Source organism: Teredinibacter waterburyi, assembly GCF_001922985.1.
In the GTDB taxonomy this organism is placed as follows: Bacteria; Pseudomonadota; Gammaproteobacteria; order Pseudomonadales; family Cellvibrionaceae; genus Teredinibacter; species Teredinibacter waterburyi.
Window position 1 is genome coordinate 45,056 of the sequence record NZ_MRUH01000019.1, and the last position, 14,892, is coordinate 59,947.

A 14,892-nucleotide genomic window follows, 5' to 3' on the forward strand; every position below is an offset into this window, starting at 1 on the left:
ATGAGTTCGTATACAGACAATATGACCGAAAAAGAGTGGGAGGCATTTTGCGAAATAATGCTACGCCATCATTATGGCCAACCCAATTTTTGGTCAGTTCCTGATAAAGATAGCGGAGATTTTGGAATAGAGTTTTATACGGCGGATGGAACGATTTTTCAGTGTTACTACCCTGACTTATCTGCAGACATGAAAAAATATAAACAAAAAATACAGAAAAAAATTAATGATGATTTGAAGAAGCTGAAGGAGTACGAGGCAGGCATTGGTGGGATGCTTGGTGATATAAAGGTAAAGCAATGGGTATTAGCCGTGAAACACTCTATCAGTATCTAAAGAAGTATTAAATCTGCGTCAATTATCGTTTTAACATATTAACGCACAGTGGGTTAGTGTAGTAATTCTTCATCATTGCTTGGCAATCAGCCTGAATTTTCAGAAAGCATCAATATTTTCATTTATTTTGTAACGCATTCGTTATTTAACGCCATGAAGAAGTAACGCATTCTTCATCGAGAGGTAATATGATAATTGGAATAGTTTCCCAAAAAGGTGGCGTTGGTAAAAGCACGTTAACCCGACTGATTGCACGAGAATACGCAATTAATAGCTGGATGGTTAAAATTGCCGATATGGACTCAAAGCAAGGCACATCCACACGCTGGAATATGCTGAGAAATGAGCATCAAGTTGAACCCATCGTTAAGGTAGAGCAATACAGAAGCGTGAATGACGCAGTATCAGATTATAACAAAGGTGACTTTCACCTCCTTATATTTGATGGTGCGCCTGCCGCTAGCAAAGAAACCTTGTCTATTGCCAAGCACTCAGACCTGCTCATTCTGCCTACTGGAATATCCTCGGATGACTTAGAGCCAACCGTCAGGCTTGCACATGAATTAGTAAAAAATGGCATTCAGCATAAACAGATTGTTATTGTATTTTGTCGTGTGGGTGACTCGTTGCCAGAAATTGAAGAAGCTAGAAACTACATTTCAATGGCGGGTTACTTTGCGATTGATTCTTCGTTGTCAGAGCGTGTTGCTTATCGTCGAGCGCAAGATAGCGGAAGGTCGGTTACAGAAACCACGTTTGGCTCACTCAATAAAAAAGCGGCTTTGTTAGTGCAGGAAATTGTCAATCACTCGAAAAAACTGTCGTAAAGGATTAGGCTATGAATCATGTAAAAATACCACCGCCACCGAAAAAGCCGTCTGGAAAGGGCTTGCCGCCGCCAGCTACCGAAGCTAGCACCAACCTGAACAAAAGCATGGAGGGCGACTTTGTTGCCTTTAATTTTCGTGTGCCTGCCGAATTCAGAAAGAATGTACGACAATACGCGCTTGATAATGACACGACTGCGGTACGGATCACGCCTAACCCTGCGTCGCTTTGCTCCTTGCCCTTTACTTCGTAAAGCCTAGCAAAAGGAGTTCGCAAAGCTCACAAAATGGTTTATTTCTTTGTTTAATTTTTTGGTTAGTTGCGTGGCTTGAGGTAATCAGTATTTTTTGAGTATGTTGCTCTGTATTGGATTTGGCAAAACAAAGAATGCGCGGAAAGGGAGTAGCATCACGCTTGGTCAGAGCTTATCGCTGGTGCGATTTTTACAAATTCTGCACCTTGCATAATAAAACTATTTAATCTCGCTCAGTGAGCTTGTTTGGTGGGGTCGTGAAGGCATTAAACGGTAGGAAATTTAGTAAGGTTACGTTTGGGGCGTTGTCGATCTTTTTCCTCGTAGTAAATCTTCCCCGTGAATAAGATGAAGCGCGAGTTTTTCTAATTCGGTGTTTTGATCTTCGCTGGTTAACTCATGGAGATAGCGCAGTCCTTCCGCACCCCGCCAAACATAGCTTCCACGAACACCCAGCTTTTCACCTCGGATGGTGACTTGCGCCCCGCTATCCATAAACGCCACATCAATGAACAGCGGTTCTTGATTTTCAATGAGTAGGGAGCGATGTATATCATTCAGCTTGATCAATTTGGGCATGGCCTGTTACTCCCACCAGCTTTAGATCAGGAGGCAAGCCGCCTAGAGTCTGACCTGCCATTTTACCAACAATGTTATTTTGGTTTTCTGGCTTTCTTTGCAATGCCGCTTGCCTTGAGGGCAGCTGCCATTGCTTTAGCTAATGATGCTTTGGGGTCAGCTTCATTGGGCAATATCGTATGTTGTTTCTCTTGCGGAGACAGTATTTTAGGTTTTTGAGGCTCTGTCATCGTTGGACTCCTTGCGATTATCCTCATCAATATCTATTTCTTCATCGGGAGTTAGATCTTCGATGATCATTTTACCGTCTTTATCCGACTTACCAGAGGCTAATTGATCAGGCTCTTTAAGATGGCGTTTACGGCGCATTTCTTCCATAGCTCGACGCGCAGCAGCGAGGGCTTTTTCCTCATCGGATTTACCCTTCAGCTTTTCGTTCTGCTTGTCTTTGATCTGTTTTATATCCGCCATGTCATAACCTCTTGATGCAGCAATCCTGCCCACTTATATAACTAAATCCAAAACTCACATAGTAATCTCTTACCGCTGCATTGACAGGATGCATGATTTTTAAGTGGTTCGCTCCCAGTAATGTACCGTAGGCAGTTAATGCCACCAACATGGTTTCCACTAACCGAATGTCCGTCACAGGGGCTTTTTCGATATAGTCGAGACGCAAGCCTGTTCCTGCATAGGTGGGTCTACCGAGTGATAACCCCGCGAGCTTGTTGTTTTTCCATGCCGCTGCTTCAAATCGTTTCGGAAACTTCATCTTCCATTCTTGCAGAGTATTTGGCCAATCCCAATCTTTAATACGGTTTGGTTGCTTATCCCATTGCTTGAAAGCCGCATAGGTCGAGTTATCCACCAATTTGAGCTTGATGCTTGGATCATCAAACACCTGATTGGCGCTCTTTAAGGCATCAAGCCGTAATTTGTTATAGCGTTGCTCCAGTTCCTCACGCATCCGTAAGTGTAAGCCTGTCATCCGTATTCCCCTTTGATGAAAAGGCTCGATTATAGCGGGAAGGGCGCTTGCATTCTGCGATATGGTGCGCCAATCGAGGGCTCAATTCCCTGAGTGGGAACTGGCTTAACTCGCCATTGCTTGCGTCTGGTGCCGCTTCTCCCGCAAGATGGCTTTGTCAGTGCGTGTTACTGATTCTTTTAGGTGTCGTGCGAAAATAGTGCGAATGTAATCGCCTAAGTCATTGATTTAGTTGGTAATGTGAAGTCCTCTCCTGGGCACCATATTCAGTTATCCCATACTTTTGCCGGCAAAAATCTCTTTATATTGCTGCTACATATATTACCCACTCCGGCAGGCCCAACAGTACAAACCCACAAAAGGTGTTTAATGCGTCTTATTCGACAGGTACATTTCCGTCTGTTTATGGCGCTGAGTGTAGCGAATACTGCGCTCTAGTAGCGGTGCAGAAATATCCTTCTTGTCAATAACATCGTAAATACCCAGGGCTATCGCCTGCTCATACAAATGCTCACCCATCACTCCAGACAAAACAATAAATGCAGGAGAGCCAGCCCCTTTTCGCAATGAGTCGATCAAATCAAAACCCGTATACTTACCTAGGTTGTAATCGATCAAACAAATATCACAACTTTTCTCTGCCAAAATAGTTTTCGCTTCCTCGTATGTACCCGCCTGAATAATTTCGTAGCTTGAGTAAGAGGATGCCACTGACTTTAACGCCGAGACAATCATCATTTGGTCTACTTCATTATCATCCACAACCAATATAGTTAATTGCTTTTTCTGCTGCCAAAATGCGCTGTCAATGGTTGATCGAAGCTGCGAATAACTTTCTTTAAGCCTGCTTTTAAGCGAGCGCATCTCGGTAATATCTGTGAGTGTAAGAACGCTACCCAGCGCCACTCGATGTTCATCAAAATAAGGTGATATTTTTACTAGCATGGTGCCGCCGCTAGTGGTGGCAATCTCTTTTTCTAAAGAACTTTCGGATTCTATAACGAAGGAGATATCGTTTAATAGAGATTCATATTCCAGTGCATGAGAGATGTGGTGAAAAGGCCGGCCAATATCAGTCGCCAGCAAATTAATAACTTCCGATGCTACTGGGGAAAAGCGCCGAATTAACATTGCATCATCCAAAAATATAAAACCGATATCTGCCGATTTTATAATGTTGTCAATATCCATATTGATCTGGGTAACTTCTTCGATTTTTTCTTGATATTCGCTATTTACCGTGTAGAGCTCTTCATTAACCGACTGCAACTCTTCGTTGGTACTTTGCAGCTCTTCGTTAGAGGCCATCAATTCTTCATTTGAGCTTTGCAGTTCTTCATTCGCGGTCTCCAGTTCTTCAATAGTTACCTGTAGGTGTTCTTGATTTTTCTTTAACGCGACTTCGAGATCGTGAATACGCTGCTGAGACTCTTCACCCACGTTGAATTCAACTAGAGTATCTTGCAACTCTCTTTCGCTTGGCTCTGTATGTTCAAACACTAGCGCCATATGCCCAGCAATGGCAGCCGTTGCAGCGATATAAATTACACGGAGCTTTACGACAAGCTCAGTGCCATCATCTGGCGTAAATCGAATCTCGCTGTATTGAACATTTTTTTGATCCGTAGATGCGCGGTTGATTGCGGTACTAACAGCTACGCCCAAACCTTCGCTAATAAAGTCGTTTATTTTTGCACTGAACCGACCAGCCTTAAGCTTGCGGGTATACAAGTGAACATCACCATAAACATGCTGCACCTCAAGATCTTCATTTAGAATAATACAAGCGGGAACATAGTCATCGATTAATGCTTCTAATAGTGGCAAAAAACTCGGCGTTTTTTGCTGTTGATAATTCCTAACTAACGACTCCACGCTTGGAACGGAACCTTTCTTCGCCGTTGTGTCACCTGAATTAAGCGATGAAAAGTTACCAGGCCCTACCTTCACATTTGGATTTTTACGATAGATGCGATTGCGTTCGTCATGCACGTCAAAATGCCGAGTGAGATCGCCTAAACTTTCCGACCCGCCAAGAAAGAGGTAGCCATCTCGCTGTATAGCAAAGTGCAGCATCGACAAAATTTGACGCTGTGCTTTCGGCTGAAAATAAATTAGCACATTGCGACACACGGCCAACTGACAATTCGAAAACGGAGGGTCTTTTAATAAGTTATGAGTGGCGAACACCACCATCTGACGAATAGACGGCGAAATCGTAACCAAGTCTTCGTCACTCTTTAGAAAATAGCGATTAAATCTCTCTTCGCCTACATCGGCAATTTCGTTAATATTAAATTGACCAGCGCTGGCTTCTGCTATTGCATCGGGGTCAACGTCTGTCGCAAATATTTTTACGGTTCGCGCAATGCCTCGCTTTTGAATTTCCTCGTCAAACAATATTGCCAGCGAATAAGCCTCTTGCCCCGTTGAGCAGCCCGCCACCCATACCCTTATCGTCTCTTCTTTAGAGGCCTGATCTAAAATGGTAGGTATTACTTTACTGCGAATCTCATTAAACGATTCGGTATCCCGAAAAAACCGCGTAACGCCAATAAGCATATCTTTAGCGAGCGTTTGTAACTCGCTCGGGTGCGACTGTAATAGAGCGTGATATTCAGACACACTGGTTAAACCGTGTAAGCCTATGCGCCGTTCGATTCGGCGCGAAATGGTACTACTTTTATATTGGGTAAAATCGATGTCGCTGCGCATACGCAGCAGCTCGTAGATGTCTTGGAGTGCACTTTCGGCCGTTTCCAGCTGATCTGATAACGATGTCTGTTCACCACTCACCAATGGATGAGAAATAAATTTAATGATCCGCGCGGGTATTTGATCTATCGGCACAACGACATCCACCAGGCCAGTGCGAATTGCACTAGTCGGCATACCGTCAAACTTCGCGTCTTCCGGCTCTTGTACCACCACTAAACCGCCCACTTCTTTTATTGCCGGTACGCCGCGACTACCGTCACTGCCTGTACCCGAAAGCACAACCGCAACACTGCGATGCAGCTGGTCTTCGGCTAAGGATCGAAAGAAGATATCAATAGGGAAATTATTACCGCGATCGGGCATCTGATCGATAAGTATCAGCTTGCCTTCAGCGATCATCATATTTTTTTTCGGTGGGATCAGGTATACCGTATTCGCCTCGACAACTACACCGTCGACGGCGTTGAAGATACGCATGGTTGTATGCCGGCTAAGCAGCTCATCCATCATACTTTTGAAGTCTGGCGACAAATGCTGAACAATAATAAAGGCCAAACCGCTGTTGACAGGCATATGGCGCATAAATTCTTGCAGAGCTTCAAGCCCTCCAGCCGAAGCGCCAATACCTACATAGTGGCTGGGCTGAACGGTGCCGGATTTAACTGTTGAGGTCTCAACCTCTGTAGATTCTGCTTTAGAAGGCTCAACGGATGACGCGGCAGCTGCCGCGGGTTCAGACGATTCGGGTGAAACGTTCTTGTCTTTCGTGGGCATCACGGGTTCCTTTTTTTGTCACCACAACTGCGGTAAGCCTTAACAACAGAAAGAGTCATATAGATAACGATAGTTTTTCTCGAAGGTTGTTAGGCCGCCTATGCGAAGGCTAGCCTATTTCCGAACGGCGAGATTGTAGCTGTTTACTAAAATAATTTGCAATCTCGGCTCCTGCAATTGGCTTATTTAGCAAATACCCTTGATAAGTGTCACACCCCCATAATTTCAACAGGTTAAGTATTTCGAATGTCTCAACACCCTCGGCAATCACTTCCATTTTCAGCGAGCGCCCCAAGGCTAATACGGCCTGGGTTATCGCCTCATCTTCTTTGTCGATCAATAAATCCTTAATAAAACTACGGTCAATTTTAATAATGTCGATTGGATATTTCTTTAGGTAACTGAGCGATGAAAACCCTGTACCAAAATCATCTAAGGCAACTTTAATTCCCATCTCCCGTATTTTCTTCAAGCTATCTACAGCATGACCTTGATCTTGGATCAATGCTGACTCGGTAATTTCCACAACGACATTCTTCCCGCTAAGACCTGAGTCAGAAAGAGCCTTCTCAATACCTAGCAACAGCAAAGGGTCTCGAAATTGTCGTGGACTGATATTCACGGACATTACCGCATCGCTATCCACCATACCTAAAGCAATCAAATCTTTTAGCTGATGAAAACTGATGTGTAGCAACCAACGACTTACTGGAGCAATTAAACCTGTATCTTCGAGCAGGCCGATAAAAGAATCGGGTCCCAGCAACCCTTTTACAGGATGGCGCCAGCGCAATAATGCTTCAAAGCCAATAATTTTATTACTCGCGACGGTGGCCTGCGCTTGATAAAACACCTCAAATTCAGCGCGCCCCAAGGCGCGATGCAAGCTATTGCCTAGCTCAAGCTTACGCCGTGAAGCTCTTTCGAGATCTGGAGAATAATATTGATAGTTATTGCGCCCTGAATCCTTGGCTCTATACAAGGCCATATCGGCTTGCTTTAACAGTGTTTTTGACGAACTGCTCTGCCCGTTTACCGCAAAGCAAATACCAATACTGGTGGAAATAAAAACTTCTTGCTGGGCAATAGTAAATGGCATTTCTAATGCTTTTAATATTTTATCCGACACATGCGCAGCCACCGATGCATCCGAAAGGCTTTCAAGCAATATGAAAAACTCATCACCGCCAACTCTCGATACCGTATCTTCTTGGCGTACACAGCTCAACAAACGATTAGCGACCTCCACCAACATTCGGTCACCGGCATCGTGCCCCAGCGTGTCATTAATATTTTTGAAACCATCCAAGTCTAGCGCCAAAATTGCCAAAGCCCCGTGCCGTTCAACTCGTTGTAGTGCGTGTTCAAGACGATCAAAAAACAACATGCGATTAGCGAGCCCGGTAAGAACGTCTCGCTCAGCCAAATGGCGAAGCTTTTCTTCTGCATCATGGTGATAGCTGTTATCCACCATAGTGGCGACAAAGCCGTTAACTTCACCATTTAATGTGAACAGTGGCCGAGCCTGAACCCAAACCCAGACCACGTCGTCAATACCTCGCTGTACCCTACATTCTTTACGGAACTCCTGCCCAGCCCCAACTTGACTGTGCAGCTCGGTTAGCACCGGCTCCGCGTCCTCATGATGTAAAAACTTTGACCAGCTCATTCCCTCAACCGATTCGCGCGTCATACCGGTGATCTCCAACCAGCGATCATTTGCGTATTCGGTATTCCAGTTAGTATCGGTTTGCAAAATACCCATCGGCGCTAAATCGGCAACGACCTTAAACCGCTGTAGCTCGGCCTGGTGCTGCTCCTGTATCTCGATTAGACGGCTGCTATCTCGCAGTATCAGCATAATGCGGGGCTGCCGGTACTCTTCGAAAAACATTAACGAGAGTTCAAGGGGAATTATCTGTCCATTCGACTTGCACCCTTGAACACGAATCGCCTCTTTGTGGCCATGCTTTACCGATTGAGCATTGAATGTTTGCGTCGAATGCTCATTACGAAAGCGCTCTGGCAAAAGATCGGAAATATGACAATGAACCGCTTGCGCTGCAATTCGCCCAAACATGAGCTCTGCCGCGGGGTTTATCCGCAATATTTTTTGTTCACGATTTATGGTGATAATTCCAACGGGGGCAAGAGTCTCTAGTCTTCCGAAACTTTCTCGCCAAGAGTCCTGCTCCAACAACACCCGCTTTTCGGAAATAGACTGTAATTGCTTGTTTTCAATAATACGCATCAAGCTGACACAGGTAGTAAGTAAGGGCCAGATACGCTTGGCAAAATCAACATGGTAGGGTTGTTGTGCGTTCGCCAAACAAATAACACTACGGGTTTTCTGGCCGTCGTTTAACGTCAGAACCAATACCTGCTCTAAGAGGGGAAGTTTCGGATAATTACTGCGAAGACTGCGAAGCGTGTCGGGGTCTAATACCATTGGTCGATTAAAGCTAATGGCGTTATATAAGGCTCTAGTCGCCTGTTCCACCCTGATAAGCGGCCAGTCCTCAATATTCACGTCAGCCCCAGGCTCAGCATCCGCAACACTTAGATGAGCGGCTATACACTTGAGCGCGGTCTGACCATCAGCATCGATACATCGCTCCATAGCAAAGGCAAATGGAGAGCCAGAAAGGGCACAAATTTCCTTTAGGGTATAGTGGTAAACCTTACTTAAATCGCTAAAACTTTGGATGTCGCGATGAAATCGATCTATGGCTTCACGCAACTGTGAATCTTTTCTTCGGTTACTCGGCAATTCTTCCATGGCGGCGTACTACACTTCTCAAAAAGTTGCTTTATGTCATTATAGTTCACGCCTGCAGTAATTTCCCTTGACTACAAGACGAAAACAGTAAGTACAAACTAACACCGGAAGACCTATAAATACTGCCATCAAAATTTATATAAACAAAGATTATATGAGGGCGTGTCAAAGCTAACCGAATAGAATACTCATTAGCTTATACAGTGATAGAGCCACACCCCCCGCTTCTTTGAGGGCATATTTGTAAACCTTCACGCCAAATCCAGCCAATCAAGACTAGCTCAATACCTATTACTTAAATTACACAGAAGGTCATTTTCGCTCCGCCCCAGCAGGCAACACATACCAGTCACAGCACAATTATCTTGACGGCCCGAACAAACAGGAATACTGTCTATAAATACAGTATTCGCAAATTATTTGAGCTAAACAGCGCTATGCCTTCCCCCCCTTTTAGAAAAGTTTTTCAGCCCCCGTCCAGCTCCGTTTATGGTAACGAACCCACAGATCGGCCGGTCAACGAGCCGCAAGCGAAACCCTCACTAGAGACGTTGCTACAGCAAGGCGATGTTTGGCGGGGGCATTCCCAGCGGTTTGTGACGAAGGATGCCGTGGATAGCACTTACCCTCAGTTGAATAAGCGGCTCCTTAATAAAGGCTGGCCTAGCAGTAGTTTGATCGAGCTATGCCAAGCCAGCCCTGGTTGTGGCGATTGGCTGCTGTTTGGTCCTGCGGTTATGCGATTACTACGGGAAAACACTCTGTACCACGCGGCGCTTCTAAACCCTCCCGCATTACCCTTTGCCGAAGGGCTCTTGCAGGCAGGTGTCCCGTTAAACCAGCTATTAATCGTGCGACCTAAAAGCAAAGCTGATTTTATCGCCTGCTTTACCGAGCTAGCGCGCTCTAGCAGCTGTTGTTCTATTTTGGCTTGGCAACCAAAATCGTTTTTAACCTACACAGAGCTACGCAAATGCCAGCTCGCCACTAATGCTGGTAAAGGTTTGTATGTTCTTCTGCGACCCGCCCAAGCCAAACAATCCAGTTCACCTGCCGGCTTAAGGTTATACAGTGAGTTTGAAGGCCAGCAACTTTTAGTAGGAATCATTAAGCAACGAGGGCAATTACAGAATCAGCTACATCAAGCCATCGCTATTGAGTTGCCCCAACAATGGCTGGAACAACAACCGCACCGCAACCCAGTAAACAACTCAACCCCGAGAGAGTATCGTTTTTATACTAACGGCCAAGCCAAACAAACAATCGCAATCAAAAAAAATGGGGGCCTTGATAACTACAGAGGTAAGCGTGGTTAACAACTATAACGTTACTCGCTGCTGGATTGCAGTGCGGCTACCGCAACTACCGCTAGACGCTCTTGAGGTGTCGAGGCAAGACGACATTGTTGTTACCCAGAAACAACAAATAGTGTGTGTAAGCTCCTCACTATTAACTAAAGGCATAAAGCCCTACATGCCTCTAACAACAGCTCAACTCCTCGCTGAATTTCAACAATACAAACGCCGTCCAGAACAAGAATTTAACCGCCTAACAGAACTCGCCAATCAACTTTATGCTTTCACGCCCTACTTAGAAACACACGTTCCCCATGAACATAAAGATGCTGGCTTCACTTTAGAAGTCTCTCGCAGCCTTAAACTATTCAACGGTTTGAGCTGCCTCTACCAAAAAATATACATCAGTTTAAAACATGCCAATGGCCACTTCGGCATTGGCCACACGCCTTCCGCTGCATGGCTATTATCCTTTATATCTGACACTACAGCACCAAGCCAAAATCAAGCCTTTGATCGAGAGGTAATATTAGAAAAATTAAGCCTTCAACCGGTACGCGCGCTCACCCTGCTACCGCAAAGTACATTAAGCCTAAAAGCCTTATCCGCAGAGGTTGACGCTTTAGAAAAAACGGGGTTTAAAACTTTAGGCGATATTTTAAAACAAATACAAAAACACTCTTTTGCCAGTATTCGCAAGCGCTGGAGCACACGTTTTTGTGAGTTAATGAGCGAACTGTTCGATATTGATCAAAGCCACGCTCAAAGCAAAATAGAAAGCACACCAAAAACTAACGATTCAATCAGCAACAATAAAAGCCCCCCCCTGCCGAGCCCTTCATTATTTAAAAAGCCTTTAATTATTTTTGAGCCTGAATCTTTTTTTTACAACAGTATGGAGTTCGACTACCCCATAAACACTAGCGAACAACTACATCAGCCCATGGCGATGTTACTGCAAAAATTAAGTGATTATTTACAACAACACCAACTGCAGTGCCAAGCGGTTGAATGGCGTCTGTTCGATATTTATCACGATTGTGAAACTCTTAATATCTATAGCAGCCAGCCACAGCAGAAATGGCAACTGCTCTACGAACTCAGCCAGATTCAACTCGAATCGAACAGCCTTCCCTTTGAGGTTGACGGGATTGAATTACACTGTCGCAACACACAAAAATTTACGGCCGACAACCAGACATTGGCTTTTTCTAGCCATGCCCACAGCACGGATAACGAAGCAATGGGCAAGCAACAATTACAGGATGATTTTGCACGATTAACCGCAAAATTACAGGCTCGGATCGGTAATGAGGCGATTTTCAAAATAGACTATAACGACAGCCACATACCGGAACTTAGCAACAAAAAAATAGACGTGTATGGCGCTAGCACAACGACAGTCACGACATCTATTGGCGCGAGGCCAAGCTGGATTTTTTCTCAGCCGCAACCCATAGAGTATAAAAGTGAATCGCTTTTCTGGCGTGGCACCTTGGCATTATTACAAGGGCCCGAGAGAATTGAGGGAAACTGGTGGGACAAACCCACTGCTCGAGATTATTTTTTAGCTCAGCGAGATGACGGCTTAAGAGTTTGGGTTTTTTATGATCTGCTACAAAACAAATGGTTGGTACAAGGTGTGTTTAGCTAGTGCCAGCTAAACACACCAGCGTGCAACCAACTCTAATTCAAGATGGTTACTGAAGCTATTAGACGTTATCGGCCGGCAAGGTAAAATCAAAATCATAGATATGCTTGCCATCTTCAATTCTAATTTCCATTTCGCCGGTTAAGCCATGTAACTCGCCAGTAGCCGAATCGGGTACCACCTCCAATATAAGGTGGTCATCACCTTTTCTCATAGTGCCGTAATGCTGTAATACAAAGCTGCCTAATTTACCATCCAAGCTACCAATAACCTGCTCAATGGCAACGTACCCGGCAGAACCATCAACCATGGTGCGCGCACTTAGCATCTCACCTTTGCTTGTAGCATCTAACGTACCGGTAAAAACTTTATCTATCGACATACGTCCAAGCTTCACGCCGGCCCCACCTTCAGCATAGGCATCTAAAGGCTTTAAACTAACATTAAACTCACCTGTTACAATCACACAACTCTCCTTTAAATTTTCGCTTACGCGCACATTTTGTGTAAAAATTTATCTCTTTAAAAAACAACCACGAGTATACACATATTAATTAACACTAATGGCATCACCTTGAGAGATAAATCCACCCGTTATAATTTGTGCTCTAAGGCCTGCCTTGTGCATCATATGTTTTAACACTACCTTACCAATACGACCGGCAAGATAACCACAAGGCTCACACAGGCGCACACCACGCAAACGCACCTCCCCCACACTAAATTCACGGCCTTCTAAATCGTTTAAGCGCACACCTCGGGTAACAATATTACGGCGGAAGTCTGATGCAGAATAATCTAAACCAGCAGCCTCATTAAAGGCCTCTATTTCTTCCTGCTCAATTAGCGTTACTTCGAAATCTTGTGATTCCAGCAATAGATCAGAAAAAGTGCCTTGCGAGGAAAAATAGCGATCCCCAACAATGCCCTGCCCGGCTACCAATTCTGCACTTTGTTGTGCGACCATCTCACCGCCAGCGGTTTCGGCTATAATAATTTCTTCTACCTGCATTCTTTTAACCTCAAACCCAATACATTAAATTCAATTTATAAAATCCTAAACAGATCAACTAGCAAACAACGCTAGCGGCCAAACTACTCGGGTGGCCGTGTACTACTCAGCGCGGCCGCCAAAGCTTTAAACTTTAGCTCTACTTTTGCCTCTAAGCGCAACACCCAGTGATTCAGTTTTTTATACTTAACCCTTAAATTTCGCAGTAATATTTGCGAACGCGGGCTAACACAAACAAGTGTGGAAAGGCTCAGCGTAATAAGAATCAAGCCAACCGGAATAGGCGATATCAGCGCCACAACGCCTATGACTAAGACCACCAATGAAACAATCGTCAAAATAAAATTAAGCATAAACCCTCAAGAGCCATTCACGCGGCAATCCGTATACTCACCGCTATAGCAACACAGATAAGACTCTACTTCTGATACGCTTCTACTATTCGTTTTTCCTACTCACCTCTACTACTCGCCTCGACGACGCACGTCTATAAGCAAATCAACGTTAGCAAAAGCTGCTATAAAATAATACGCTAGCGGTCGCTACCACCAACTTTATTAAACGCCAACCCAACCACAGGAGTTGTTGTGAACCTATTTACCTACGGCTCACTAATGTACAGCAAAGTATGGGAATCTATCGTCACAGGACACTACCGCAGCGGCTCTGCGCAATTACGGGGCTACACACGACGCTGCGTCGTCGGCGAAGACTACCCCGTTATCATACCCGCCAGTGATTGCGATCTGGTTACCGGCACGCTTTATTTTGATCTCAATAACGCCGACATAGCCCTACTCGATCAATTCGAAGGGGAACCCTATATCCGTACGGGATTAGAAGTAGACCTAGGAAGCCAAACGGCAGCCGCCGAAGTCTATCTACTCAACCCCAGTAATAGCCAAATTGTATCGGAGGAAGCTTGGGATCAGGTGGCGTTTGAGCAACAGGGCTTGAACCGCTTTATCGAAAGTTATCAGGGGTTTATGCGAACAACCTAAGCTGTGGCAGGCGACAATCGCTTTTTAAATAGGCTATCGTCGAATAATACACCTTCAATTAAAACGCTGTTGGAGTAGGTTTCGATACAATCAAAACCGCAGGCTGTTAACAATTTAGTTGATGCAATGTTGTCCTCAACTACACGCGCCACGACGCTGTTACACCCCAAAGTCTGACACAATTGCAACATCCTCAACACTGCCTCCCGCGCGAAGCCTCGCCGTTGGAATTTTACTGAAATCATATAGGCCAGTTCAGCACTCATGGGTGCGGCGCCTCGCTCATCGAACTCGCCTCTCATTTCGCCATCCATTTCACAATCCATTTCACCATCCAACTTCAAGCCTACAACGCCGACAAACGCACTACTAGATTTTTCGATTAACGCAAAACTGAGCCAACCAGTCGAACCCTTGCCCCACGCTCCAATTTGCTCACTGAAAGAGGCATCTAAGGCACTCGTCGAGGGCTTATCGAAACAGTACCGAATAACGGCAGGATCGGTAACCAGCTGCTTATAGTCTGCATAATCGCTCTGCGCTAAACGGCGTAACCACAACTGCCTTGTGTAAAGCTCCACTAACCACGTCTCACTTATCAATCAATATTCACTCATTAGCTTTTTTAACCGCTCAAATTAAAGGCGAAAAAAAACCAAGCCCCATGAATAGTATCAG

General features: G+C 45.0%; 16 protein-coding genes. 6 read left to right on the forward strand and 10 right to left on the reverse strand.

Annotation, left to right across the window (positions count from 1 at the left end; all coding sequences use genetic code 11):
- The 3 genes from IDZ20_RS01800 to IDZ20_RS01810 all read left to right on the forward strand — a co-directional run bounded on the left by IDZ20_RS01800 (position 1) and on the right by IDZ20_RS01810 (position 1,417).
- Positions 1 to 336 (forward strand): hypothetical protein, encoded by a 336-nt coding sequence (locus IDZ20_RS01800; protein WP_188149717.1) that lies wholly within the window; start codon positions 1 to 3, stop codon positions 334 to 336.
- A 188-nt stretch (positions 337 to 524) separates the two neighbouring features.
- On the forward strand, positions 525 to 1,163 hold the full coding sequence (locus IDZ20_RS01805; RefSeq protein WP_188149718.1) for a ParA family protein: 639 nt from the start codon (positions 525 to 527) through the stop codon (positions 1,161 to 1,163).
- An 11-nt stretch (positions 1,164 to 1,174) separates the two neighbouring features.
- Complete coding sequence (locus IDZ20_RS01810) at positions 1,175 to 1,417, forward strand: hypothetical protein (RefSeq protein ID WP_188149719.1); 243 nt, start codon at positions 1,175 to 1,177, stop codon at positions 1,415 to 1,417.
- A 291-nt stretch (positions 1,418 to 1,708) separates the two neighbouring features.
- Here IDZ20_RS01810 and IDZ20_RS01815 read toward each other — a convergent pair whose 3' ends face one another.
- The 6 genes from IDZ20_RS01815 to IDZ20_RS16400 form a co-directional block, all read right to left on the reverse strand.
- A complete protein-coding gene (locus IDZ20_RS01815) occupies positions 1,709 to 1,996 on the reverse strand; it encodes a hypothetical protein (protein ID WP_188149720.1) in 288 nt (95 codons plus the stop codon).
- 74 nt (positions 1,997 to 2,070) lie between these two features.
- On the reverse strand, positions 2,071 to 2,226 hold the full coding sequence (locus tag IDZ20_RS01820) for a hypothetical protein (RefSeq protein WP_188149721.1): 156 nt from the start codon (positions 2,224 to 2,226) through the stop codon (positions 2,071 to 2,073).
- Entirely contained in the window at positions 2,204 to 2,467 is a 264-nt protein-coding gene (locus IDZ20_RS01825; protein WP_188149722.1) for a hypothetical protein, read from the reverse strand. The genes IDZ20_RS01820 and IDZ20_RS01825 overlap by 23 nt, the downstream gene beginning before the upstream one ends.
- A 1-nt stretch (position 2,468) precedes the next feature.
- Entirely contained in the window at positions 2,469 to 2,984 is a 516-nt protein-coding gene (locus IDZ20_RS01830; RefSeq protein WP_188149723.1) for a hypothetical protein, read from the reverse strand.
- Positions 2,985 to 3,350: 366 nt separating this feature from the next.
- Positions 3,351 to 6,476 (reverse strand): chemotaxis protein CheB, encoded by a 3,126-nt coding sequence (locus tag IDZ20_RS01835; RefSeq protein ID WP_188149724.1) that lies wholly within the window; start codon positions 6,474 to 6,476, stop codon positions 3,351 to 3,353.
- Positions 6,477 to 6,585: 109 nt separating this feature from the next.
- Positions 6,586 to 9,255 (reverse strand): sensor domain-containing protein, encoded by a 2,670-nt coding sequence (locus tag IDZ20_RS16400; RefSeq protein ID WP_188149725.1) that lies wholly within the window; start codon positions 9,253 to 9,255, stop codon positions 6,586 to 6,588.
- Positions 9,256 to 9,692: 437 nt separating this feature from the next.
- Between IDZ20_RS16400 and imuA the strand changes: the two genes are divergently transcribed.
- Positions 9,693 to 10,571 carry a translesion DNA synthesis-associated protein ImuA gene (gene imuA / locus IDZ20_RS01845; protein WP_188149726.1) on the forward strand — a complete coding sequence of 293 codons (879 nt, stop codon included), beginning with the start codon at positions 9,693 to 9,695 and terminating at the stop codon, positions 10,569 to 10,571.
- A complete protein-coding gene (locus tag IDZ20_RS01850; RefSeq protein WP_188149727.1) occupies positions 10,564 to 12,204 on the forward strand; it encodes a Y-family DNA polymerase in 1,641 nt (546 codons plus the stop codon). Before imuA ends, IDZ20_RS01850 begins: the two co-directional genes overlap by 8 nt.
- 58 nt (positions 12,205 to 12,262) lie before the next feature.
- Here the strand turns inward: IDZ20_RS01850 and IDZ20_RS01855 are convergent, their stop codons facing one another.
- The 3 genes from IDZ20_RS01855 to IDZ20_RS01865 form a co-directional block, all read right to left on the reverse strand.
- On the reverse strand, positions 12,263 to 12,667 hold the full coding sequence (locus IDZ20_RS01855; protein ID WP_188149728.1) for a DUF3224 domain-containing protein: 405 nt from the start codon (positions 12,665 to 12,667) through the stop codon (positions 12,263 to 12,265).
- Between the two features lie 84 nt (positions 12,668 to 12,751).
- The gene (locus IDZ20_RS01860) at positions 12,752 to 13,213 is read right to left on the reverse strand and encodes an MOSC domain-containing protein (protein ID WP_188149729.1); all 462 of its coding nucleotides are present in this window, start codon (positions 13,211 to 13,213) and stop codon (positions 12,752 to 12,754) included.
- 83 nt (positions 13,214 to 13,296) lie between these two features.
- The gene (locus tag IDZ20_RS01865) at positions 13,297 to 13,566 is read right to left on the reverse strand and encodes a hypothetical protein (RefSeq protein WP_188149730.1); all 270 of its coding nucleotides are present in this window, start codon (positions 13,564 to 13,566) and stop codon (positions 13,297 to 13,299) included.
- A 234-nt stretch (positions 13,567 to 13,800) separates the two neighbouring features.
- Here IDZ20_RS01865 and IDZ20_RS01870 point away from each other — a divergent pair, with 234 nt between their 5' ends.
- A complete protein-coding gene (locus IDZ20_RS01870; protein WP_188149731.1) occupies positions 13,801 to 14,214 on the forward strand; it encodes a gamma-glutamylcyclotransferase family protein in 414 nt (137 codons plus the stop codon).
- Here IDZ20_RS01870 and IDZ20_RS01875 read toward each other — a convergent pair.
- Entirely contained in the window at positions 14,211 to 14,816 is a 606-nt protein-coding gene (locus IDZ20_RS01875) for a GNAT family N-acetyltransferase (protein ID WP_188149732.1), read from the reverse strand. The genes IDZ20_RS01870 and IDZ20_RS01875 overlap by 4 nt on opposite strands.
- Between the last annotated feature and the right edge of the window lie 76 nt (positions 14,817 to 14,892).